19 protein-coding genes are annotated in these 22,646 nt (G+C 70.1%); 13 read left to right on the top strand and 6 right to left on the bottom strand.

Annotation, left to right across the window (positions count from 1 at the left end; genetic code table 11):
• Nucleotide 1: 1 nt before the first annotated feature.
• The 9 genes from nuoI (at nt 2) to J5X75_RS25250 (ending at nt 9,778) form a co-directional block, all read left to right on the top strand.
• The gene (gene nuoI, locus J5X75_RS25290; protein WP_208469988.1) at nt 2-634 is read left to right on the top strand and encodes an NADH-quinone oxidoreductase subunit NuoI; all 633 of its coding nucleotides are present in this window, start codon (nt 2-4) and stop codon (nt 632-634) included.
• Nucleotides 631-1,374: an NADH-quinone oxidoreductase subunit J gene (locus J5X75_RS25285; protein ID WP_208469987.1), complete on the top strand. Its 744-nt coding sequence runs from the start codon at nt 631-633 to the stop codon at nt 1,372-1,374. The genes nuoI and J5X75_RS25285 overlap by 4 nt, the downstream gene beginning before the upstream one ends.
• Before the next feature lie 34 nt (nt 1,375-1,408).
• Nucleotides 1,409-1,708: an NADH-quinone oxidoreductase subunit NuoK gene (nuoK, locus tag J5X75_RS25280; RefSeq protein WP_183225904.1), complete on the top strand. Its 300-nt coding sequence runs from the start codon at nt 1,409-1,411 to the stop codon at nt 1,706-1,708.
• Between the two features lie 11 nt (nt 1,709-1,719).
• Complete coding sequence (nuoL, locus tag J5X75_RS25275; protein WP_208469986.1) at nt 1,720-3,642, top strand: NADH-quinone oxidoreductase subunit L; 1,923 nt, start codon at nt 1,720-1,722, stop codon at nt 3,640-3,642.
• Nucleotides 3,639-5,177 carry an NADH-quinone oxidoreductase subunit M gene (locus tag J5X75_RS25270; protein ID WP_208469985.1) on the top strand — a complete coding sequence of 513 codons (1,539 nt, stop codon included), beginning with the start codon at nt 3,639-3,641 and terminating at the stop codon, nt 5,175-5,177. The genes nuoL and J5X75_RS25270 overlap by 4 nt, the downstream gene beginning before the upstream one ends.
• Before the next feature lie 2 nt (nt 5,178-5,179).
• Entirely contained in the window at nt 5,180-6,712 is a 1,533-nt protein-coding gene (gene nuoN, locus J5X75_RS25265) for an NADH-quinone oxidoreductase subunit NuoN (protein ID WP_208469984.1), read from the top strand.
• A 301-nt stretch (nt 6,713-7,013) separates the two neighbouring features.
• Nucleotides 7,014-7,973, top strand: coding sequence for a polyprenyl synthetase family protein (locus J5X75_RS25260; RefSeq protein ID WP_372450958.1), 960 nt, complete (start codon nt 7,014-7,016; stop codon nt 7,971-7,973).
• 217 nt (nt 7,974-8,190) lie between these two features.
• Nucleotides 8,191-8,985 carry an IclR family transcriptional regulator gene (locus J5X75_RS25255; protein ID WP_043522768.1) on the top strand — a complete coding sequence of 265 codons (795 nt, stop codon included), beginning with the start codon at nt 8,191-8,193 and terminating at the stop codon, nt 8,983-8,985.
• 127 nt (nt 8,986-9,112) lie between these two features.
• Complete coding sequence (locus tag J5X75_RS25250; protein WP_208469983.1) at nt 9,113-9,778, top strand: anti-sigma factor family protein; 666 nt, start codon at nt 9,113-9,115, stop codon at nt 9,776-9,778.
• A 57-nt stretch (nt 9,779-9,835) separates the two neighbouring features.
• On the opposite strand, the gene rarD is transcribed toward J5X75_RS25250, so the two are convergent.
• From rarD to J5X75_RS25235, 3 genes are all read right to left on the bottom strand, one after another.
• A complete protein-coding gene (gene rarD, locus J5X75_RS25245; RefSeq protein WP_208469982.1) occupies nt 9,836-10,771 on the bottom strand; it encodes an EamA family transporter RarD in 936 nt (311 codons plus the stop codon).
• A 93-nt stretch (nt 10,772-10,864) separates the two neighbouring features.
• Nucleotides 10,865-11,242: a phage holin family protein gene (locus tag J5X75_RS25240; RefSeq protein WP_208469981.1), complete on the bottom strand. Its 378-nt coding sequence runs from the start codon at nt 11,240-11,242 to the stop codon at nt 10,865-10,867.
• A 79-nt stretch (nt 11,243-11,321) separates the two neighbouring features.
• Nucleotides 11,322-13,091 carry a type VII secretion protein EccE gene (locus J5X75_RS25235; protein WP_208469980.1) on the bottom strand — a complete coding sequence of 590 codons (1,770 nt, stop codon included), beginning with the start codon at nt 13,089-13,091 and terminating at the stop codon, nt 11,322-11,324.
• Between the two features lie 284 nt (nt 13,092-13,375).
• Here J5X75_RS25235 and J5X75_RS25230 point away from each other — a divergent pair, with 284 nt between their 5' ends.
• From J5X75_RS25230 to J5X75_RS25210, 4 genes are all read left to right on the top strand, one after another.
• Nucleotides 13,376-13,693, top strand: coding sequence for a WXG100 family type VII secretion target (locus J5X75_RS25230; RefSeq protein ID WP_208469979.1), 318 nt, complete (start codon nt 13,376-13,378; stop codon nt 13,691-13,693).
• Nucleotides 13,694-13,710: 17 nt separating this feature from the next.
• The gene (locus tag J5X75_RS25225) at nt 13,711-14,004 is read left to right on the top strand and encodes a WXG100 family type VII secretion target (protein WP_208469978.1); all 294 of its coding nucleotides are present in this window, start codon (nt 13,711-13,713) and stop codon (nt 14,002-14,004) included.
• A 198-nt stretch (nt 14,005-14,202) separates the two neighbouring features.
• Nucleotides 14,203-17,772 (top strand): SseB family protein, encoded by a 3,570-nt coding sequence (locus tag J5X75_RS44590; protein WP_372450953.1) that lies wholly within the window; start codon nt 14,203-14,205, stop codon nt 17,770-17,772.
• Complete coding sequence (locus J5X75_RS25210) at nt 17,769-18,134, top strand: UCP033725 family protein (RefSeq protein WP_208469977.1); 366 nt, start codon at nt 17,769-17,771, stop codon at nt 18,132-18,134. The genes J5X75_RS44590 and J5X75_RS25210 overlap by 4 nt, the downstream gene beginning before the upstream one ends.
• 373 nt (nt 18,135-18,507) lie before the next feature.
• Here the strand turns inward: J5X75_RS25210 and J5X75_RS25205 are convergent, their stop codons facing one another.
• From J5X75_RS25205 to J5X75_RS25195, 3 genes are all read right to left on the bottom strand, one after another.
• On the bottom strand, nt 18,508-19,434 hold the full coding sequence (locus J5X75_RS25205) for an alpha/beta fold hydrolase (RefSeq protein WP_208469976.1): 927 nt from the start codon (nt 19,432-19,434) through the stop codon (nt 18,508-18,510).
• Between the two features lie 66 nt (nt 19,435-19,500).
• A complete protein-coding gene (locus tag J5X75_RS25200) occupies nt 19,501-19,971 on the bottom strand; it encodes a hypothetical protein (protein ID WP_208469975.1) in 471 nt (156 codons plus the stop codon).
• A gap of 119 nt (nt 19,972-20,090) precedes the next feature.
• Entirely contained in the window at nt 20,091-22,448 is a 2,358-nt protein-coding gene (locus J5X75_RS25195) for an immune inhibitor A domain-containing protein (protein WP_208469974.1), read from the bottom strand.
• Nucleotides 22,449-22,646: the final 198 nt, after the last annotated feature.

Here is a 22,646-nt window from a genome sequence, read left to right as displayed (position 1 = left end):
CGTGGGCACGTTTACCGGCTCCTTCAAAGGGTTCGGCGTGACCTTCGCGCACATGTTCCGCAAGGTGATCACCACCGATTACCCGTTCTCCCCGCCGAAGCCGGCGCCGCGCTACCACGGGCGGCACATTCTCAACCGGCACCCGGACGGCCTGGAGAAGTGCATCGGCTGCGAGCTGTGCGCCTGGGCCTGCCCGGCCGACGCGATCTACGTCGAGGGCGGCGACAACACCGACGAGCAGCGGTTCTCGCCGGGTGAGCGGTACGCGAAGATCTACCAGATCAACTACGCGCGCTGCATCTTCTGCGGGCTCTGCATCGAGGCCTGCCCGACCCGCTCGCTGACCATGAGCAACGAGTACGAGCTGGCCCGCGACAGCCGCCAGGACCTGATCTTCACGAAGAAGGAACTGCTGGCCCCGCTGCTGCCCGGCATGGAGCAGCCGCCGCACCCGATGCGCCTGGGCGAGACCGACAAGGACTACTACCTCGGGGCGCTCACCAACCCGGGCACCTCGGTCGGCGCGGAGCGGGCGCCGTGGGCCGCGTCGGCCACGCATGACGCGTCCGAACCCGAGGAGCACGCCGCCCGCCCGGAGACGGCCGGCACGGTTCGCCGGGAGGGAGCGGCATGATCGAGGTATCCACCGGGGAGCAGGTCGCGTTCTGGATCCTCGGCTCGCTCGCGGTGATCGGCGCGCTCGGCATGGTGCTGGCCCGCAACGCGGTCCACTCCGCGCTCTGGCTGGTCGTCACGATGCTGAACCTCGGGTTCTTCTACGTGATCAACTCGGCGCCGTTCCTGGGCTTCGTCCAGATCATCGTCTACACCGGCGCGATCATGATGCTGTTCCTGTTCGTGCTGATGCTGGTCGGCCGGGACGCGTCGGACTCGCTGATCGAGACGCTGCGCGGCCAGCGGGTCGCCGCGATCGTGCTGGGTGTGGGCTTCGCCGCCCTGATCGGCACCGGTCTGGCCCGCGCGCTCGGCGGCACCCCGTCGGTCGGCCTGGACGCGGCCAACCGGAACGGCAACGTCGAGGGTCTGGCCTCGCTGCTCTTCACCAAGTACGTCTTCGCCTTCGAGGTCACCTCGGCGCTGCTGATCACCGCCGCGGTCGGCGCCATGATCCTGGCGCACGTCGAGAAGGCCAAGGAGGAGAAGCGGGACCAGGTGACGCTCATGAAGGAGCGGTTCCGGCCGGGCAACTACCCGGGTCCGAAGGCCGGCCCCGGCGTCTACGCGAACACCATGTCGGTGGCCGCGCCGGGTCGTCTGCCGGACGGCAACGGAGCCGAGCGGAGCATCTCGCCGATCCTCCCGATCCGCGAGCTGACCCCGTCCGAGGTCGCGCCGAAGGGAACCGAGAAGTGAGCGCAGCGAACGGATCGCAGGGGGGATCAGCGAAGTGACACCTGATTACTATTTGGTGCTCTCGGCGATTCTCTTCACCATCGGCGCTGCCGGGGTGCTCGTCCGCCGGAACGCGATCGTCCTGTTCATGTGCATCGAGTTGATGCTGAACGCGGCGAACCTGGCCCTGGTCACCTTCAGCCGGATCAACGGCGGCCTGGACGGCCAGATCATCTCGTTCTTCGTGATGGTCGTCGCGGCCGCCGAGGTCGTGGTGGGCCTCGCCATCATCATGTCGATCTTCCGTACGCGACGCTCGGCGAGCGTCGACGACGCGAACCTCCTGAAGTACTGAAGGGGCCTGACGTGGAAATCGGTTACGCCCCGGCTACGGGAGTGCTGAGCAACATCTGGTTGCTCGTGGCGATCCCGCTGGCCAGCGCGGCGATCCTGCTGCTGCTCGGCAAACGGGCCGACAAATGGGGCCATTGGCTCGGCGTCGCCTCGGTGGCGGCCTCGTTCGTACTCGGCCTGATCTTTTTCGTCAGTCTGTCCGGTCTGGAGGCCTCGCAGAGGTCGGCTGAGCTGAGCCTCTGGGACTTCATCGTGGTCGGCCGGCTGAACGTCGACTTCGGCCTGCTCTTCGACCCGCTGGCCGGCGTCTTCGTCCTGCTGATCACCGGTGTCGGCTCGCTGATCCACCTGTACGCGGTCGGGTACATGGAGCACGACCCCGGCCGGCGGAAGTTCTTCGCCTACTTCAACCTGTTCGTCTCGGCGATGTTGCTGCTGGTCCTGGGCAACAACTACGTGATGCTGTACTTCGGCTGGGAGGGCGTCGGTCTGGCGTCCTACCTGCTGATCTCGTTCTGGTACACGCGCCCGTCCGCGGCCACCGCCGGCAAGAAGGCGTTCCTGATGAACCGGGTCGGCGACGCCGGCCTGGCGATCGGCATCTTCCTGATGTTCACCGAGCTGGGCAGCACCCAGTACTCGGACGTCTTCAACGGTGTCGACTCGCTGGCCGCCGGAACCGTTCTCGTCATGGGGATCCTGCTGCTGCTCGGGGCCTGCGGCAAGTCCGGCCAGTTCCCGTTGCAGGCCTGGCTTCCGGACGCCATGGAGGGCCCGACCCCGGTCTCCGCGCTCATCCACGCGGCGACCATGGTCACCGCCGGCGTCTACCTGATCGCCCGGTCCAACCCGATCTTCTCGGCGAACACCACGCTCCAGCTGGTCGTGGTGAGCATCGGCGCGCTGACCCTGCTGATCGGCTGTGTCATCGGTGCGGCCAAGGACGACATCAAGCGCGTCCTGGCCTGGTCGACGGTCAGCCAGATCGGCTACATGTTCCTCGGCGTCGGGCTCGGCGGCGGGGCGTACGCGCTGGCCATCGTGCACCTGCTGGCGCACGGCTTCTTCAAGGCCAACATGTTCCTCGGCGCCGGCTCGGTCATGCACGGGATGCACGACCAGGTCGACATCCGGCGGTTCGGCGGCCTGTCGAAGCACATGAAGATCACCTGGTTGACCTTCGGCACCGGCTGGCTCGCCATCATCGGCATCCCGCCGCTGTCCGGCTACTTCTCCAAGGAGCCGATCATCGCGGCCGCCTTCGAGCGTGAGGTCGTCTGGGAGGCCTGGGTCTTCGGGATGGCCGCGCTGATCGGCGCCGGCCTGACCGCGTTCTACATGACCCGGCTCTTCGTGCTGACCTTCCACGGCCCGGCCCGCTGGACCGAGGACAACCAGCACCCGCACGAGTCTCCGGCGATCATGACGATCCCGCTGATCCTGCTGGCGATCGGCTCGGTCGGCGCCGGTTTCCTGATGAGCACCAGCGTGCCGGACTGGCTGACCCCGGTCTTCGGCGAGCACGGTGAGGAGGCGCACGGCGTCCTCTCGCACACCGTGATCACCGTCCTGTCGCTGGTCGTCACGATCATCGGGGCGGGCCTGGCCTGGGCGCTCTTCCGCCGGGGCACGGCCCTCGAGCCGCAGCCGGCCGGGGTCCTGGTCACCGCGGCGCGGCGCAACCTCTACACGGACGCGTTCAACGAGGCGGTCTTCGAACGGCCCGGCATCTACCTCACCCGGGCGCTCGTCTACCTCGACGGCAAGGGCATCGACGGCCTGGTCAACGGCCTCGCGGCCGCGGTCGGCGGTGGGTCCGGCAGACTGCGCCGGCTCCAGACCGGATTCGTTCGTTCGTACGCGCTGTCCATGCTCACCGGCGCGATGCTGGTGGTCGGCGCCTTCCTCGCGATCCAGCTGGGGTGGTTGGCGTGAAAGACTTCCCGTTCCTGTCCATCCTGACGTTCCTGCCGCTGGTGGGCGCGGCGGTGGTGGCCTTCATCCCGCGTACGAAGGCGGAGCTCGCCAAGATCGTGGCGCTGGGCTGGTCGCTGGCCGTCCTGGTGCTGAGCGCCGTCATGTGGGCCGCGTTCACCATCGGCGGCGACCGGTTCCAGTTCCGTGAGTCGTACGCCTGGATCCCGTCCTGGGACGCCCGGCTCACCTTCGCGGCCGACGGCATCGCGCTCGTCATGCTGCTGCTGATCGCGATCCTGTTCCCGGTCGTCATCCTGGCGAGCTGGCACGACGTCGACCAGAGCACCCGGTCGGCGCCGGCCTACTTCGCGCTGCTGCTGGCCTTCGAATTCACGATGATCGGGGTGTTCGCCGCGGCGGACGTGTTCCTGTTCTACGTGTTCTTCGAGATCATGCTGATCCCGATGTACTTCATCATCGGCTCGTTCGGCAGCGGCCAGAAGCAGTACGCGGCCGTCAAGTTCTTCCTCTACAGCCTGGTCGGCGGCCTCTTCATGCTGGCCTCGGTGATCGGGCTGTGGGCGCTCGGCGGGCACACGTTCGACTTCGCCGAGCTGGTGAAGGGCACCGCCCAGATCGACCAGAACACCGCGCGGTGGCTGTTCCTCGGCTTCTTCGTGGCGTTCGCGATCAAGGCGCCGTTCTTCCCGTTCCACACCTGGCTGCCGGACTCCGGTGGGGCCGCCCCGGCGGGCGCCGCGGCGCTGCTGGTCGGTGTGATGGACAAGGTCGGCACGTTCGGCATCCTGCGCTACTGCCTCTCGCTCTTCCCGGAGGCGTCGCGCTGGTTCGCACCGGCCGCCATGGTTCTCGCGGTGATCGGCATCATCTACGCGGCGCTGCTCGCGGTCGGGCAGAACGACCTGAAGCGGCTCGTGTCGTACACGTCGATCGCCCACTTCGGCTTCATCGGCATCGGCATCTTCGCCTTCACCACCCAGGCCGGGACCGGTGCGGTGCTCTACATGGTCAACCACGGTCTGGCCACCGGCCTGCTGTTCATCGTGGTCGGCATGTTCGTGGCCCGGCGCGGCTCGGCGCTGGTCAGCGACTTCGGTGGGGCCGGGAAGCTGATGCCGGTGCTGGCCGGAGTGCTGTTCTTCGCCGGTCTGGCGTCGCTGGCGCTGCCCGGCACGGCCCCGTTCGTCAGCGAGTTCCTGGTGCTGATCGGCACGTTCAGCACCCACAAGGGGTACGCCGTGGTGGCCACCCTCGGGATCGTGCTGGCCGCGGCGTACGTGCTGTGGATGATCCAGCGGACCACCCAGGGCACGCTCAACCCGGCGCTCACCGATGTTCCGGCCATGTCGAAGGACATCACCCTGCGGGAGAAGGCGGTCGTGGCGCCGCTGATCCTGCTTCTGCTGGTGCTCGGCTTCTACCCGAAGCCGGTCACCGACGTGATCAACCCCGCGGTGCAGGCGACGATGCAGGACGTCGGCGCGAATGACCCGGTCCCCGCGGTGGAGGCCGGCGGAAAGGTGGGCGGCTGACCATGGAATCCCTACAACTGCCCCCGATCGACTACGGGGCACTGCTGCCCATGCTGATCCTCTTCGGGGCGGCCTGCCTCGGCGTCGTCGCCGAGGTGCTGATCCCGCAGCGGGCGCGTAACGCCGTACAGCTGGGTCTGGCTCTTCTCGCCGTGGTCGCGGCCCTGGTCGCGGTGGTGTGGCAGCGCGGCACCCGGACCATCACCATCGGCGGCGCGGTCGCCGTCGACGGGCCGACCCTGTTCCTGCAGGGCTCGATCCTGGTGCTCGGCGGGGTGTCGCTGCTGCTGATCGGCGAGCGCTCGATCGAGAGGGGCGGGGCGTTCGTCTCGCAGGCCGCGATCACCGTCGGCTCGCAGAAGGACATGCAACAGGCCGGCGGCCGCCCCGGCGCCACCGAGGTGTACCCGCTGACCGTTTTCGCGCTCGGCGGCATGCTCCTGTTCGTCGCGGCCAACGACCTGCTCACCATGTTCGTGGCGCTGGAGGTCTTCTCGCTGCCGCTCTACCTGCTGTGCGCGCTCGCCCGGCGGCGGCGTCTGCTCAGCCAGGAGGCGGCGCTCAAGTACTTCCTGCTCGGTTCGTACGCCTCGGCGTTCTTCCTGTTCGGCGTGGCCTTCGTCTACGGCTACGCGGGCGGGATCCAGCTCGACGTGGTGCACGAGGCGGTCGCCAACCCGCAGCGCAGCGAGGTGCTGCTCTACGTGGGCCTGGCGATGGTCGCGATCGGCCTGCTCTTCAAGGCGGCGCTGGCCCCGTTCCACGTCTGGACGCCGGACGTATACCAGGGCGCGCCCACGCCGGTCACCGCGTTCATGGCGGCCTGCACCAAGGTCGCCGCGTTCGGGGCCCTGCTGCGGATCCTCTACGTGGCGTTCGAGGGGGTGCGCTGGAGCTTCCAGCCGATCCTCGGGACGATCGCGGTGCTCACCATGTTCATCGGCGCGATCCTGGCGGTCACCCAGACCGACCTCAAGCGCCTGCTGGCCTACTCGTCGATCGCGAACGCCGGCTACCTGCTGGTGGGTGTGCTCGCGCTCAACGAGGAGGGCCTCAGCGGCACGATGTTCTACCTGGTGGCGTACGGCTTCTCGGTGCTCGCCGCGTTCGCCATCATCAGCCTGGTGCGCGACGCGGACGGCGAGGCCACCCACCTGTCCCGCTGGGCCGGCATCGGCCGGAAGAGCCCACTGCTGGCCGGTGTCTTCACCTTCATCCTGCTCACCTTCGCGGGCATTCCGTTGACCAGCGGCTTCACCAGCAAGTTCGCGGTCTTCGGGGCGGCCGTCGAGGGCGGGCAGACCTGGCTCGTCATCTTCGGTGTGATCACCAGCATGCTGCTGGCCTTCCCGTACCTGCGGGTGGTCGTGCTGATGTGGCTGTCCGAGCCGGGCGAGTCGGCGCCGACCGTGTCGATCCCGGGCTTCCTCACCTCGGCGGTGCTGGGGATCGGCGTGATCGTGACGGTGGCGCTGGGCGTGGTGCCCGCGCCGCTGATCGACCTCACCCGGGAAGCGTCAGAGTTCGTGCGCTGACCATGATCGGTACGCGAGAGCCCCGGCCGTCGGCCGGGGCTCTCGTCGTCCACGGGGCTCAGACGCTTGTGACCGATATCTATCAGCCATGGCCGACACCGGCCGGGTCGAGGATGCGGCCTGGTCGCCGGGGGCGCCGCGTCGCCCGTACCCCTGCTGTCGGATTTTTGATCTTGTCGCGTGCCACCCTGGGACAGAAACCGGATGGACGGTATGGCATCGTGAAAGCGTGGTGAGCACCGGTGATCCGACCCCGCGCGAGATGGCGCTGTCATCGCTGGGCCTCGACGTCGATCCCGTGATGGACGAGTCGGTGTCGGCGACTTTGGCCGCTGTGGAGGAGGCGCTACGGGACCACGTGTCCAGCGCCGATCCGTTGGTGGCCGAGGCGGCCCGGCATCTGGCCGATGCCGGCGGCAAGCGGTTCCGGCCGTTGCTGGTCGCGTTGGGGGCGCAGTTCGGCGACCCTTCGTCGCCCGAGGTCGTGGCCGCGGCCAACGTGGTGGAGCTGACCCACCTCGCGACGCTGTACCACGACGACGTCATGGACGAGGCGGCCGTGCGCCGGGGTGCGTCCAGTGCGAACGCGCGCTGGGGCAACTCGGTGGCGATCCTCGTCGGCGACTACCTCTTCGCCCAGGCCGCGGATCTGGCGGCCAGCCTCGGCACCGAGGCGGTGCACCTCCAGGCGCAGACGTTCGCCCGCCTGGTGCACGGCCAGATCGCCGAGACGGTGGGGCCGCGCGGCACCGACCCGATCGAGCACCATCTGTTCGTCATCACCGAGAAGACGGCGTCCCTGATCGCCACCGCGACCCGTTTCGGCGGGCTGTTCTCCGGTGCCCGGCCGGAGCACGTGGAGGCCCTCGCCGGGTACGGGCACGCCATCGGGATCGCGTTCCAGCTCTCCGACGACCTGCTGGACATCGCCAGCGAGTCCGTCCAGTCCGGTAAGACGCCCGGCACCGACCTGCGCGAGGGCATCCCGACCCTCCCGGTGCTGTACGCCCTGGCCGGTGACGACACCGACGCGTCGGCGGTCCGGCTGCGCGAGCTGCTGGCGGCCGGCCCGATCACCGACGACACGCTGCACGCCGAGGCGCTGGCCCTGCTGCGGGAGTCGGCGGCGCTGAAGCGGGCGCGGGAGACGGTCCGCAGTTACGCCGAGGAGGCTCGGGCTCAGCTCGCTCCGCTGCCGGACGGCCCGCCGAAGCGGGCCATGGAGTCGCTCTGCGACTTCATCGCCGACCGTACCGGCTGATCTCCATATTTCGCTGTTTACGCCGTCAAGCCGGCGCCGCTTCGTAGCGGCGCCGGTTTTTTGCTGGTGGAAGCGGTTCGACGGGGCCGGGCGTCCGGATGCGGACAGTCCCATTGATCACACCCACTGTGAAGATCGATCGTGATCCACATGCTTTTGGCATTCCGTAGAAGCACGATTCTTCATATGGTGTAAGTCCCTGGTTTCGGAGGTAGCTGTGCGTGACCCCCTAGCGGAGCCGTCAGATCTCATCCGGAGCGTTTCGCGTGCCCTGCGCGTGCTGGAGTCGGTGGGACGAGCTCCACGAGGGCTGACCGTGAAACAGATAGCCCGCAGGTGCGAACTGACCGTCGCGACGACGTACCACCTCGTGCGGACACTGGCCTACGAGGGCTACGTGATCCGCCGCGAGGACGGCACCTACATCGTCGGCCTCGAGATCGCTGATCGATATCGGGAGCTGGTCTCGGCCTTCCGTGGGCCGCCCGCGGTCGGTGAGGCGTTACGCCGTGCGGCCGTCGACAGTGGATACAGCCACTATCTCGGGCGGTTCGTCGGCGGGCGGATAGCCGTCACGGCGTCGGCCGAGGGCGCCCGGTCCCCGTTCATGGACGACGTGGCCCCCGGCTTCGACGAGGGCGGTCACGCCACCGCGCTCGGCAAGGCCCTCCTCGCCACGCTCACCCCCGACCAGCGGTCGCGATATCTGCGCGACTACGGGATGCGGGCCTTCACCCCGGCGACCCTCACCACACCCGAGGCGCTGGAGGCCGACCTGGCCGCCGGTGAGCGGCGGGGCATGCAGATCGAGATGGGTCAGTTCCGGCAGGGCCTGGCGTCCGCCGCCGTCGTCGTGGTGGCCGACCGCGACATGGAACGCCGTCTCGTCCTCGCCTGCTCCATGCCCGCCGCCGAGATGCTGACCTCGGCGCGCGTGGTGCGGGCCAAGCTCACCGCCGCCGCCCGTAACGTGGCCGAAGCGCTGTCCGGAGGGGAATCCGCAACCGCCTGAACGGGCGATAGCTCTCCGAATTCGGGCCGCCACGGCTTGAGGTGGGGGTTTAAGGCTGCGTTGAACCTTCGCGCCCGAAACCGCGTACCACAAACCGGGAACAGCGACCCGGTGGGAGGCGGTACGGATGCGATGCGAGGACGGGCACGACGACGCCGCCTATGTCCTCGGTGCGCTGTCTCCGATTGAGCGGGCCGCGTATGAGCGCCACCTGGCGACATGCTCGTTCTGCCGGGAAGCGGTGGCCGATCTTGCCCAGGTGCCGGACATGCTCGACCGGCTCGACGCGGAGGACTTCGCGCGCCTCCTCGACCCGGGCCTGCCGGTGCCGTCCCGTCCGTCACGGCCGGAACCCCGGGTGCGGGCGCTCCCGCGCCGGCTCCTCAGCACCGCCGTCGCGCTGATCCTCGTGCTGATGATCGGAGGCGGGCTCGCCTTCTGGGGGCTTCGCGACTCCTCAGCCGGTGGCGCGCCGCCGCCGGGGCCGGCCATCGCCATGACACCCGTCGACGACGTCACGCCGATCACCGCCACGGTCCGGATCACCAGTACGCCCAGCGGGAGCCGGGTGGAGATGGAGTGCTCCTACAGCAAGACGGCCAAGCCCTACACGTTCCGGCTCATCGCGTACGGGCCGGACGAGCAGACCGAGCAGCTCGGGTCGTGGCTGGCGCAGCCGGGAGCGGAGTTCTCGATGCCGGCGGCCACGCACTTCGCGCAAGGGAGCCTGTCGCGGTTGGAGCTGGTCCGGTACGACGGCAAGGTGATGCTGGCGTACGAGCCGCCGCGGTGATTCCCGCCCGCGCTCCCGCCCGCGCTCCCGCCCGCGCTCCCGCCCGCGCTCCCGCTCTCAGCGGGCGGGCAGGGACTCGGGAGTCCTCTCGGCCGCCATGGCCGCACGGTTGCGGGCCGCGGTCCGGGCGCCGCGGATGCCGTCCACGGTGAAGACGATCAGCGCGAGCCAGACCAGCCCGAACCCGGCGAGCCGGGCCGGCGGCATCGGCTCGTGGTAGATCAGCAGGCCGACGGCGAGTTGCAGGATCGGCGCCACGTACTGGAGGATGCCGAGCCCGACCAGCGGCACCCGGTTCGCCGCCGAGGCGAACAGCAGCAGCGGAACCGCGGTGGCCACCCCGGCGAACAGCATCAGCACCGTGTGGCTGACCGACACGTGCCCGACCGTCGCGTTTCCGGCCAGGTTGAGCCAGGTCAGGTAGGCCAGAGCGGGCAGCGCCAGAACGGCCGACTCGACGAACATGCCCTCCGCGGGCGGCAGCGACATGCGCTTCTTGATCAGGCCGTAGCAGCCGAACGAGGCGGCCAGGGTGAGCGCGATGTACGGCAGCCGCCCGTAGTCCACGGTCAGGATGGCCACCGCCAGCACACCGATCCCGACGGCCACCCATTGCAGGGCCCGGAGCCGCTCCCGCAGCACGGTGACGCCGAGCAGCACGACCAGCAGCGGGGTGATGAAGTAGCCGAGCGCCGTCTCCACCACCCGGGACGAGTTCACGCCGTAGATGTAGGTGCCCCAGTTGACCCCGATCAGCATCGCGGCCAGGGCGATCCCGCCGAGCAGGCGGGGCGTGCGCAGCAGGCGGGACAGGAAGCGCCAGTTGCGCATCGCGGAGAGCAGCAGCGCCACGAAGACGACCGACCACAGCACCCGGTGGGCGAGGATCTCCATCGGCGCGGCCGGGCGGAGCAGCTTGAAGTAGATCGGGAAGAAACCCCACATCGTGTACGCCGTGAGGCCGTACAGATATCCACGCCGCTCGTCGCTCATCCCCCCACGGTAAGGGCAGGGGGATTCAGCGGTCCTTGCGTATGAACCAGGTCACGAGGCCAATCCGGCACTCGCGGCCTGGTCCTTCGCCGGTCAGTCGTCGCCGTCCGGAACCAGCATGTTGAGGACCCAGCTCACGACGCCGACCAGCAGCGCGCCGAGGATCGCGGCGATCACCCCGTCGACGTGGAAGCCCAGGTCCAGGCGGCCGGCGATCCAGCTGGTGAGCAGGAGCAGCAGACCGTTGACGAGAATCGCGACCAGGCCGAGCGTGAGAACGTAGAACCCACAGCCGATGGTCTTGATGATCGGCCGCAGGATCGCGTTGACCAGACCGAAGATCACGGCGACGGCGAGCAGCGTGCCCGCCTTGCTCGTGGCCGTGTCGGCCGTCAGTTGGATGCCGTCGATCACCAGGGTCGCGATCCACAGCGAAACGGCGGTGATCACCAGCCGAATGAGGATGCCCATGGCGTGCGATGGTGCCATGTGTGATCCACTCGTGGAAACGACCAGCCGGGATCTTTTCGAGATCCATGCCCGCCGGGTGTCACCCCACGGGCTGATGTCGCGCCGGCTGCCCGATCAGGGACTGCTCGATCGGCGTCTGCGACAGGGCGGCCCACCGGACCGCCCGCCGGTTCACCACGGCGATCATGTCGGCCCGCATCCGGGTGAGGTACGGCGTGGTGTCACCGAGCCCGAGTGCCCCACCGAGCAGCGTCGCCTCCGCCGGGAACAGCGGCTGGAGCACCACCACGTCGGCCTCGGTGGCGTGTGGCACGTCCGCCGTCCCAAATTCGTCCCGGAACACCAGCGTGGTCTGCCAGCCACCCTCCCGGGACGGCTCCCGGCCGGTCGTCGTCGCGCCGGTGTCGAGGATGGTGAGCACCGGATGCCGCACCGACCCGGCCGGAGCCTCGAACGGGCCGCCGGGAGGAAGGATCGTGATCGACTCGCCGGGCACGGCCGCGCCCCGGGCGAACGGCTCCCAGTCGTGCGGCCGGGTCGTCCGGACCTGCACCCGGGCCCCGGTCGCCATGGCCCGGAACGCGATCATCTGCGCGCCGCCCAGCCCGCCCACCAGCAGGGCCCGGGTCGGCTCCGGCCGGAACAGCCGCACCAGCACCGGGCCGCCGTGCCGGTTTCGCCCCACCATCAGGCCCGCCGGGCTGATCGGCACCTCCGGGACGCCGAAGGCCGCCCCGTCCGGCGCCGGACCGCCGAGCGGCAGCGTCGCGGCCAGGCCGGGCAGATGCGCGCCGTCCCACCGGCGGATCCGGATCCGCTCGGCGGCGAGCAGGGTGCGCAGCGCCCGGCTCGCGGCCTCCAGACTCGGGGCGTCCGGAGCGGCGAGCCGAACGAACAGGGCGGTCGCCGTCAGCGCCACCGTGGTGGCCGCGGCCGGCAGATGCAGGATGCGGGTGATCAGCGCGCCGGGCAGATCGCGGCCGGCCGCCGGCCGGCAGTGGAACGTCGCCTGGAGCAGCCCGCCGAGCCGCAGCCCGGCCCAGCTCTCCTGGGCGGGCCCGGGGCCGCCGGAGGCGTCGGTGTTCGCCAGGTCGGCGATCGCCCGGAGGGCCGCCACCTCGCCCAGCGGGCGGGCCGCGCCGAGCCGTCGGGTCACCCGCCGGGTGATGCCGGCCAGACTGCGGCGCAGCTCCTCCTCCGACCAGCCACCGGCCCGCGAGACACGCAGCGCGAGCACCGCGCGGAGATGGCCGAGCGAGCTGCCCTCGGCGAGAGTCCGATACGAGCTCTGCGGTGGGCCGGTGCCGGACCCCGCGGTCGGCGCCGAGACGGCGCTCAGCACCAGCTGAACCCGGACGGCCGGCTGGTCCTTGCCGGTGGCGCCGTCGCGCCCGGTGGCCTCGAGCACCGTCGCGAACGACGGGACGGATGACGCCTCGTCGGCCGGGTCACCGAGCTCGATCATGACGGTGAGGCCGGCGTCGTCGGCGAGCGCGGCCGCCGCCTCACCCGGCAGGTCCAGCGTCGTCGGCCGGACCCGCGGAGCCGCGTAGCCCAGCAGTGCGGTGGTGCCGTCGATCGGGGCGCTCCGGCGGCGCCCGGCGAACCGGATCAGGACGCCCAGCCACTGAAATGCCCACCTGCCGCGCAGGCGCACCCAGGTCAGCGCCAGCAGGGCGACGGCGGCGGCCACGGCGGGCACCATCGCGATCCCGCCGACGGCGAACCCGGACAGCAGCAGAACCGCCGCCACCTGGGTCATCACGATCTGCTCGGTGCTCGCGCCGAGCCCGCGCCGCCGGGGGCGGACCAGGGACTCGGTCATCGGGACCGCGACATCGATGCTCACGACCCGCCCCTCTCCGTCGTTGGTCGTTCCTCCACCGTCATGCGCGGCCCATATCGTAGGGCAGCGCGCGGCCGGACCCGGGGCTGTCCACAGGGCCGGAAACGATCACGGAGTTATCCACAGGTTCGTCACCAGGACTGCCGTCTCTCGCCCCGGGCCGCTAACGTCGTCGCCGATGTCGTTCGCGGCGGGCCCCGGTCCAGGCCGCGACCGGCTAGCCTAGTGGCCCACGTCGATGAAGCGTTGGTCCGAATCGGATTTCTGAACGGGAGGGGTGACGTCCGATGGCGCAGACGCAAGCCGAAGCCGCGGTGATGGCGAGTACCGCCACCAAGTTCGACGACACGAACGCCGCGCTACAGAGCATGCTGAGCACGCTGATGTCCGAGTTGTCGGTTCTCAGCAGCTCCTGGAAGGGCCTGGGCGCGAACGCGTTCGAGCATGTCAAGCAGCAGTACGCGGCGGATCTGAAGAGCCTCAACAACGCGCTCGCCGAGACCGCCGAGGCGATCCGCTCGTCCGGTACCAGTTACGACGCGGCCGACAGCGACGCCGCTTCCCGGGTCAGCCAGACCGGCGGCACGTTCACTCTGCCGCTCTGATCGATCGGAGGAATCCCATGAATGACGGTCTTCTGCTCGTCAACTTCGGCGCGCTCCAGCAGGCCGGCGCCGACATCGAGAAGGCGCTGAACACGCTGCGGTCGAACCTCGACCAGCTCGAGCGCGACGCGGGCCCGCTGGTCCAGACCTGGGAGGGCTCGGCCCAGGAGGCGTACGCGGAGCGCCAGGCCAAGTGGCGGCAGGCCTCCGAGGATCTGTCGCACATCCTGCAGCGGATCAAGGGTGCCGTCGACCACTCGTGCAACGACTACCTCGACACCGAGCGGTCGGCGACCCAGCGGTTCCAGTGAGTTGTCGGGGTCGCCCATTCGCGTAATGGTCTGCCCCGCTCTCGCGGTTACCATCGGTTGTTGAATGATCGCGTCAGGCGATCAATGAGCGCCTGTGAGGCGTGGGTGATCTCGTCCCCGGCGTGCCGATGTCGCGACCTACCTGTCAGCACACCGCCGCCCATTGTGATTGTGGCCTGACCTTGTAGGTTATACGCGTTGAGTTGGCTCGTTGGCACGCGTGGGGAGAGGGTGGACGTGTCCGAGTGGGAACCGGCTACGGACGCCGAGGTCGCGATGCGCGATGCCTTGCGCACCGACGATCAGGAGTCCTACTTCCGCATTCTCGCCGGGGTCGACCTGTTGTTACCGGTCTCCGCCGACGTTCTGGCCGGCCTCGCGCCGCTGGGCTGGGGCACGTGGAGCACCAGCGGGCGTACCCATGTGCTGGCGTTCACGTCGAATGCGGCGTTACGGGCCTGCCTCGCCGACTACACCGGTTCGGCGCGGCGGGTGCCGTATGCGGAGCTGGCCAACACCTGGCCCAACCTCGAGTGGTGGCTGGCGGTCAACCCCGGCCTGCCGATCGAGGGCTACCTGCCGGCCTGGTTCGTGGCGCAGCTCGCCCGTGGCGACCTGCGGCTGCCCACCCGGGGGCCCGGGCGTGAGGCGCACACCACCTCCAAGATCCAGGAGCTCGGCGCGGCGGCGCTGGCAGCGAACCGGACCGGAGAGAACGTGGCCGGTGGGCCCACGTACGACCAGGCGCCGGCCGCTGTAGCGGGCCCGGCCGCCGCACCGGTCGCTTCGCCTCCCGCGGCTCAACCTCCGCTGGCTCAGCCTCCGCTGGCTCAGCCTCCGGTCGGGCCGGGTGGTCTGCCGGTGCGGACGCCCAGCGGGACCGCGTCCAGCGGCCTGCCGGTGCGCGCGCCGGCCGAGACAGCGGCTCCCGCGGCCTACCAACCGCCGGCTCCGCCGCCCTCCCCGGCCTACCAACCGCCGGCTCCGCCGCCGTCCCCGGCCTACCAGCCGCCGGCTCCCCCTGCTCCCGCGGGTTATCAGGCGCCGCCCGCTCCCGCCGGCTATCAGCCGCCGGCTCCTCCCTCGCCCGCGGGCTACCCACCGCCGGCCGGCTACGAGGCTCCGCCCGCGCCCGCGGCCTATCCGGTGCCGCCTGCCCCGGGGTCCGTTCCGCCCGGTCTCGCGCCGGCGTCGGCGGTTCCGTCGTCCGGGATCCCGTCCGGCCGGAGCACGTCCGGGGCGGGCATGGCCACGCCCGGGTGGGATCGGCCCGGTATGCCGTTCAGCCCCGAGGAGGACCCGCGCGGGCCACTCCAGGACCTGCGTGCGCCGCTGCCGGTGCGCACCCCGATGGCCAACACGCCGCCGGTGCCCGAGCACGTCGCGCCGTATGACCCGGCCGAGGCGCAGATGAACCCGGGCTGGACGGGGAACACCGGCGCCCGCCCGGCGAGCGGTCCGCCCAGCGGCACCCTCCCGGCCAGTGCGCCGCCCGCCAGCGCCCCGCCCGCGGGTGCTCCGTTCAGCGGTGGCCCGCCCGCAGGTGCCGGATTCGGCGGCGCGCCGTCGTCGGGTTCGCCGATCGGGGGCCCCGCTCTGCCGCGGCGCCAGCCCGGGCAGTCTTCCGGCGGCGGTTCCATGTCGAGCATGGCCGGGTTCGTCCCGTCCTCGACGAATGTGAGCAACGCCGGTCGGTCGGCGCCCGCGATTCGTCCCGCCTCTCCCGCGAGTGGTCCCGCTGCCGCCTTGCCGGCACCCGGTTCCGGTCCCGGCGCCTACGCGGGGTCTGCTCCGGGGTCACCCGCCGCCCCCGATTTCGGGGTCGGTGCGTCCAGTGCCGGGCCTGTTCCGGGTTCGCCCGCGCCCGGTTTCGGTCCGGGTTCGCTCGCGCCCGGTTTCGGTCCGGGTTCGCCCGCGCCCGGTTTCGGTCCGGGTTCGCCCGCGTCCGGTTTTGGTCCGGGTTCGTCGAGTGCCGGGCCTGTTCCGGGTTCGCCCGCGTCCGGTTTTGGTCCGGGTTCGCCGGGTGCCGGGCCTGTTCCGGGTTCGCCCGCGCCCAGTTTCGGTCCGGGTTCGCCCGCGTCCGGGTTCGGTCCGGGCGGTTCGGGGGCCGGGTTCGGTCCCGGGGCCGCCGGATCCGGGTTCGGTCCGGGTTCGGCCGGTGGCGGCTCCGCCCCGGCCGCGGGCCCGCAGCCGGTCAGCCCGTCCGGGCCGGCGCTCGGTGGTCACGATCTCGCTGGTCCGGGAGCGGACAGCGCGGGGCTCGGTAACGCCCTGCCGCGCCGCCAGGTCACCCCGCCGTCCGAGCGTCCCGCCTCGATGGCCGCCGCCGCTCAGGCGCTGGATGCGAACCGCGCCCCGGCGACCGATCCGGCCTGGGAGCGCGCGGCCCCGCCGTCGTCCGCGGACCGTTTCGGCCCCTCCGGGCCGCCGCCCTCGATCGCGCCCGCGCCCGTCGCGCCGATCCCCGAGGACCATCCCGCGGCCACGACGAAGACGAATCTGATTCCGCCGGTGATCCCGGGCGCCGCGGGTGCCGACCGGGCCTACCCGGCCCCGGCCGGGGCCGGGTTCGACCGGCCCGGCCAGGGTTCCGCCGTTCCGGCCGCGGCCGTCGGTTACCCGGCGACGGCGCCCAGCCCGATCGCCTACGGTCTGCCGCCGCAGGGCAGCCCGGCGTCGGCCTATGCGACGCAGGCCTTCGCGACGCAGGCGCTGCCCGTCTCGACCACCGGTTACACCCCGCCCGGGGCCTCCAACCTGGGTGTCGCCGGTTCCTCGACCGGGGCACGCGGGCCGGCTGCCGACGAGTTCGTCCCGGCCAACGATGTCGAGCGCGAGTTGCAGGATGCCGCGGACGCCGGCAACACCGACGTCTTCCTGTCGACGCTGCTGCTCGCCAATGTCCTGGTGCCGGTCGCCAGCCACTCCCGTCCGGGCAGCGCGCCCGGCGAGTCCGGCTTCGCCTTCCTGCCGGAGGAGGTGGAGGGCGAGCGTTACCTCATCGTCTTCACCAGCAAGGACCGTCTCTCCGAGCACTTCGGCGAGCCGACCCGTACGGTCGGGGTCCGCTTCTACGAGCTGATCCGGAACTGGCCCGACCCGGCCTGGTCGTTCGCCGTGAACCCGGGCACGCCGGTGGGGGCGAAGTACCCGGGCGCCCAGATCATCGCGCTGGCCAACTGGGCCACCGAGGCTGGTCTCGGCGCCGAGCCCGTCGAGAGCGCGGTCGCCGAGACGCCGGCCGCTCCGGTGCCGGCTCCGGAACCCGCCAGCGACGAGGCGCAGCAGGCCACCGTCATGCAGAAGACGATCTCCGCCGAGCAGGTCGACTACTACCTGGACCGGGGTTACGACCGGGTGGCCGGTTTCGTGCACCGGTCCTCCGAGGTCGAGCACCTGGGCACTCCGGGGGAGTTGTTCGGCGCGCTGGGGCTGTACTACGAGGGGTCCCCGTTCCAGCCGGACGCCAAGGAGGCGTTCGTGCTGCGCTGGCCGGCGTACCGGCCGAGCCTGTACCGGATCCCGTACGGCGGGCAGAACGAGCAGGCGCTGCGTGCCATGGACGGCTGGGTGATCGAGCGTCCCCCGTTCCGTGGCAACGGGTTCGCGCCCGGTGAGGGCCGTGACGTCGTCGCGGAGTTCAAGGTGGACAGTGTCCGGCTGCCGCACGGCGCGCAGCTGTGGCGCATCGACGCGGACGGCAACGAGCGGATGATGGCGATCTTCGACGCGGACGGCCCGCTGTGGCGCCGGGTGGGTGAGCAGTGATGCGCGACGGCTACGTGGTCTCGTGGCAGGGGCAGGAGTTCGACGCGGCGCCCGACGGCGACCGGGTCCGGATCTACAGCAGCACCCCGCTCGACGGTTTCGAGGAGATCCGGCCGGGCCGGTTCGTGCGGGTCCTGGAGCCGGACGAGTACGACGAGATGTCCTACGTCCGTACCCTCTGCACTTGGCGGGGTGAGCCGTTCATCGTCCTGGCCGAGGCCGACAACTGGCTGCGCCTGGAGTACACCGGCGGCCGCGCCCCGGTGGCCCGCCAGCTCGGGCTCGAGGAGTTCGACTACGGCGTCTACCAGGGCTGGGCTCCGGCCGGCGAGGTTCGCGACCGCTACGAGCACCGGGTCTGATCCGGCGCGCCGGGACACGGAAGTCAGGAAGGGCTCCCCGCCCATGAGGCGGGGAGCCCTTGTCCGTTCCGGCGCCCGGTGACCGGCGAGGAGAGAAAGGGGAATGGTCACCGGGCATCGGTCCGGACGGGTGGGGTGCAGCGGCACCCGGAGATCTGAGCCGACGGGGTCGTTCGGGGGTCGCCGGCAGATCGGTGGGGACGGGTGTTGGTCAGCGGAGGCAGGTGCCTCGAATTCATGGACCCTTCCGGCGGCTACGCTGAGTGGCGTGTCTGGGAGCGATGCCACCACTGCCACGCCCGTGACACTAAGCGAGGTGAAGCGGCTTTGACCGGTCCTCTAAAGATCACTTAAGGCGAGCCTAAGGGGCTGCTCAGGATGGGGTCTTGAGCCAGCGCAGGATCTCGCCGGTGACCATGTCCGGCGCCTCCTGATGGAGGAAGTGCCCGGCTTCCGGAATCAGCCGCCACTCGTACGGGGCGGTCACGTAGCGTCCCGAACCCTGTGCGGTGCGGGGCAGCACCGCGGTGTCCAGCTCGCCGTGCAGTTGCAGGGTCGGCACACTGGACGGCCGCTGCATGAGCTTCACGAACCGGTAGCCCTGGAGTCGCAGAGCGCTGCGCGCCACCCACCGGTACGCCTCCAGCGCGCAGAACGACGCCTGCGGGATCTGCATGGCCTCCCGGCAGCGGGCCGAATACTCCGCGAACTCCGGTGAGGCCGCGAACCGCGGGCTGGACCACTGGGTCATCAGCTCGCCGACCAGGGCGGCGTCGTCGCGGGTGAGCACGTGCTCGAAGCGCGGCACCTGGAAGCGCAGGACGGTCGCCGACGCGGAGAGCTGGCCCCGCGGGTCGGCGAAGAGGGCGGCCCGCAACCGCAGCGGATGCGCCGCGCCGAGCACCACGAGCCGGTTGACGAGTTTCGGGTGGAACGAGGCGGCCGCCCAGCCGATCATGCCGCCGGCGCCCGCGCCGACCACGGTGGCCGACCGTTCGCCGAGAGCCCGGATCAGGCCGGTGACGTCGGCGGCCATGGTGTAACCGTCGTACCCCCGGGGTGGTTTGTCGCTCGCACCGTAACCACGCAGATCGATGGCGGCGGCCCGGAAGCCGGCGTCCGCGACGCGGACCATGATGTCGTGCCAGGCCCACCAGAACTCGGGGAAGCCGTGCAGGAACAGCACGAGCGGGCCGGCGCCGACCTCAGCGACATGGAACCGGCTGCCGTTCGCGCCGACGAACCGGTGCTTCCACGGCCCTTCCGTCAGCACGCACGACTCGTCCACCCGACCGCCCATCCCGTCAGCCTAAGCGCAGCTGTCACGCATGATGCCGGGCAGTGCCGAAATCAAGCCACACCGTGATCATTTGATCTGTTCCACCTCGGTCATCGCCATCAGGGTGCCCGGCCCGCAGTAGATGCGCAGCATGGTGGTCTCCAGATGGGCCTTGATCCGGTCGCCTTTGGCGAGTTCGACGCCCTCGGTGGAGTAGAGCGCGTACCGCTGGCCGTCGTCGGTGATCATGCCGTAGCACGGACCTTTACCCCCACGGGTGACCATTCCGGTCACCCAGCCGGTGCTCGGCTGCGGGTCGGTGGGCTCCTTCGGCGGCTTCTTCGTCAACGTGATCGTCGGCAGCGGCGTCGCCGCCGACGGCGCCTCCGCCGACGACGCTTCCGCCGACGGTTCCGGCGAAGGCGTGTCCGGCGACGGCGCCGTCGAGGGCGCGGAGGACGCCGGCAGAGTGCCGGAGGACGGGGAGGAGGCGCAACCGGCGACGATCGCCACGGCCGTCAAAGCCAGAGCGATCCGGTACGGAGGACGAGCGCGCATGACTGAATCCTTCCCGGGTGAGGCGTCGAAGGTAGGACGAATCGCCGGGAGGATCGGTTCCCGAACGTGGAACGGCGCCCGGGCCGTCTCGACCCGGGCGCCGCGTGTTGCCGTGTGGATCAGAGGATGGCGACCGTCATGGACGTGCCGACCTGGCTCAGCACCGCGATCTTGACGCCGACCGCGGGGAGCTTGACGCCGTGGTTCGGCAGCTCCTCGTAGAAGTACTTGTCCTTGTCGTTGAAGATCGGGTTGCCGGGCAGCGGCTTGACCACCGACTCGACACCGTTGAGGTGCAGCTTCATCCCGTCGGTCGGGTAGAAGCTGAACGGCGCGTCGTACACCTGGACCCGCGACCGCCACGGAACCCCGTTCGGGTTCAGGAACGGCTTCGGGTGGGCGTCGACGTAGAGGTTGCGGCCCACACCCGGGTGCTCGTTGGTGTTGTTGTCCACCTGCGAGGTGTCCCAGTACGAGATGAGCAGGCCCTGCTGGTAGTTGTAGTGCTCCACCCAGTCCGGCTTGGTGTTCAGGAAGCCGAAGTTGTACGGCCCGGTCGCCAGGTACTTGTCGTAGGACGTGTAGCTGCGGTAACCGGCGATGTAGTAGTTCGCGAAGTTCTGGGTGACGGTGGCGCCCACGATCGTGAACCCGCCGAGCGTCCAGGTCGGGGTGCCCTCGGCGCCCTCGGTGCCGAGCACGGCGCCGTCGGCGGTGACGGTCAGCTCGTCGCCGAAGAAGCCACCCTCCGAGACGCCACCGTCGGTCACGTAGCGCAGCCGGAAGTCGAACTTCTTACCGGCGTACGCGTTCAGCGGGACGGTGATGTCGACCCAGGCGCCCGCGGACGTGCCGCTGATCGCCGGAGCACCGGCGCCGTCCTTGACGAAGGGCGCGCCCGCGGCCGTACCGTCGAGCTTCGTCCAGTTCGCGCCACCGTCGGTGGAGGCCTCGGCGTAGAGGTAGTCGTAGTCCAGCTCGATCGCGTAGCGGCCCTTGGCGTTGAAGCTGGCGGTCGTCTTGCCGGTCAGGTCGATCGGCGTGGACAGCGAGACGTTCAGGTCGTCGGCGTTGCCGGAGAAGAACTGCTTGGACCCGGCGTACGGAGCCCCGAGGTCGGTGGTGACGGGCTTGTCCGGCAGGTTCACCACGACGGCCTGCTTCTTCTTGGTGTTGTACTCCTCCGGGCCCAGGTTGACGACCTTCTTGGCGCCTGCCTTGACGGTCTCGTAGTTGAGCCAGTTCAGCTGGAGCTTGTTCCACGCGCCGAGGTCGCCGGGGCGGGTGCCGATGCCCTCGTCGTTCTTGGCGCTGAGACGGCTCTGCGCCATCAGCGTCCAGTGCTCGCTGTTGTTGTCGCCGCCACCGCTGGTGTCGTAGTCGTCCGGCAGGCCGAGGTCGTGCGCGTACTCGTGGACGAAGACGCTCAGGCCACCGTTCTCCGGCTGGATGGTGTAGTCACCGACCCACAGGCCACTCGTGCCGACCTGTGCGCCGCCCAGCTTGTTGAAGTCCGGGCCGGTCACGCCGGCGCTGCTGGAGTAGGCGTACCAGCGGTGGCTCCAGACCGCGTCCTCACCCTGGTACGGGTCGCCGTCGGCCTGGTCGCCACCGGAGTGGACGATCTGGAAGTGGTCCAGGTAGCCGTCGGACTCGTTGAAGTTGCCGTCGCCGTCGAAGTCGTACCGGTCGTAGACGTCGTATTCCTTGAGCGCGGCGTTGATCTGGGCCTCGGTCTTGCCGGCCGCCTTCTGGTCCGCGTACCACTGGTTCACGCCGTCCTGGACCAGCGCCCACACGTTGGTGCAGTTGCTGCTGGCGCAGACCGCCGGGTCGTCACCGTTGGCGTCGGCCGGGTTGTCGTTCGACCGGCCGTACCGGGCCTCGTTGTAGGGCACCTTGACCCAGTCGGAGACCTGGCCGTCGACGCTGTAGCGACCGGACGACTGGGTCTCGAAGTAGGTCTTGACCGACTCGACGTCCTTGCCGGTGCCGAAGTACAGCTTCCGGAAGTAGTCCGGCGAGTAGTTCGCCTGCCAGACCGTCGAGTTGTCCACCGTCCGGTCCGGCGCCGGGATGGCGTTGTGCAGCGGGCCCTCGAAGGTCGACGGGCCGGCGAACTGCGTCGTGGTGTCCTGGTCCGGGAACGACGGATGCCGCGTGTTACCGAACTCGGTCAGGATCACGAAAATCTTGTCGGTCTGCTCCCGGCCCAGCTCCACGTACTGGTTCTTGCCGGGGTGACCGAAGCCCCCGTTGCCGTAGGTCCGGCCGAGATTGACGACCTTGCTACCGTTCCGGGTCTCGACCTTGGCCTCACCGCTGATCACCTCGGAGACGGCCTGCTCACGCAACGCGCGGCGCTTCTCCTCAAGGGGGTTGGGCAGGTCATGGTCATCGACATGGGCCGCCTCGCCGGCCGCTGATGACGGAACTGGATCCGAGGGGGGTGCCGCTGCGACCATCGTCGGTGCCATCGCCCCGACACTGGTCACGACCGCGGCGCCAAGCAGCCCTGCGACCACCTTGCGCACTACGTTTACCTCCGTTTTCGGTGCCGGGCTCCGGGTGCGGGGTCCGGCGTGAAACGGTCCCGGGGTTCGGGACTCAGGTGAACGTATGCAAACGAGCCGATGTTCGGGGAACCGTAGGCATATTGATGACCAACGGTTATC

Source organism: Actinoplanes flavus, assembly GCF_017592555.1.
GTDB classification, from domain to species: domain Bacteria; phylum Actinomycetota; class Actinomycetes; order Mycobacteriales; family Micromonosporaceae; genus Actinoplanes; species Actinoplanes flavus.
Note: the sequence above shows the minus strand (reverse complement) of the source record. Positions and strands in the feature narration are given on the sequence as shown.

Excerpts from the sequence above, each read along its gene's own strand:
- J5X75_RS25285 (WP_208469987.1), top strand. The coding sequence starts at position 631 with ATGATCGAGGTATCCACCGGGGAGCAGGTCGCGTTCTGGATCCTCGGC.
- nuoN (WP_208469984.1), top strand. The coding sequence starts at position 5,180 with ATGGAATCCCTACAACTGCCCCCGATCGACTACGGGGCACTGCTGCCC.
- J5X75_RS25260 (WP_372450958.1), top strand. The coding sequence starts at position 7,014 with ATGGACGAGTCGGTGTCGGCGACTTTGGCCGCTGTGGAGGAGGCGCTA.
- J5X75_RS25250 (WP_208469983.1), top strand. The coding sequence starts at position 9,113 with ATGCGATGCGAGGACGGGCACGACGACGCCGCCTATGTCCTCGGTGCG.
- rarD (WP_208469982.1), bottom strand. The coding sequence starts at position 10,771 with ATGAGCGACGAGCGGCGTGGATATCTGTACGGCCTCACGGCGTACACG.
- J5X75_RS25240 (WP_208469981.1), bottom strand. The coding sequence starts at position 11,242 with ATGGGCATCCTCATTCGGCTGGTGATCACCGCCGTTTCGCTGTGGATC.
- J5X75_RS25230 (WP_208469979.1), top strand. The coding sequence starts at position 13,376 with ATGGCGCAGACGCAAGCCGAAGCCGCGGTGATGGCGAGTACCGCCACC.
- J5X75_RS25225 (WP_208469978.1), top strand. The coding sequence starts at position 13,711 with ATGAATGACGGTCTTCTGCTCGTCAACTTCGGCGCGCTCCAGCAGGCC.
- J5X75_RS25205 (WP_208469976.1), bottom strand. The coding sequence starts at position 19,434 with ATGGGCGGTCGGGTGGACGAGTCGTGCGTGCTGACGGAAGGGCCGTGG.
- J5X75_RS25200 (WP_208469975.1), bottom strand. The coding sequence starts at position 19,971 with ATGCGCGCTCGTCCTCCGTACCGGATCGCTCTGGCTTTGACGGCCGTG.
- J5X75_RS25195 (WP_208469974.1), bottom strand. The coding sequence starts at position 22,448 with ATGGCACCGACGATGGTCGCAGCGGCACCCCCCTCGGATCCAGTTCCG.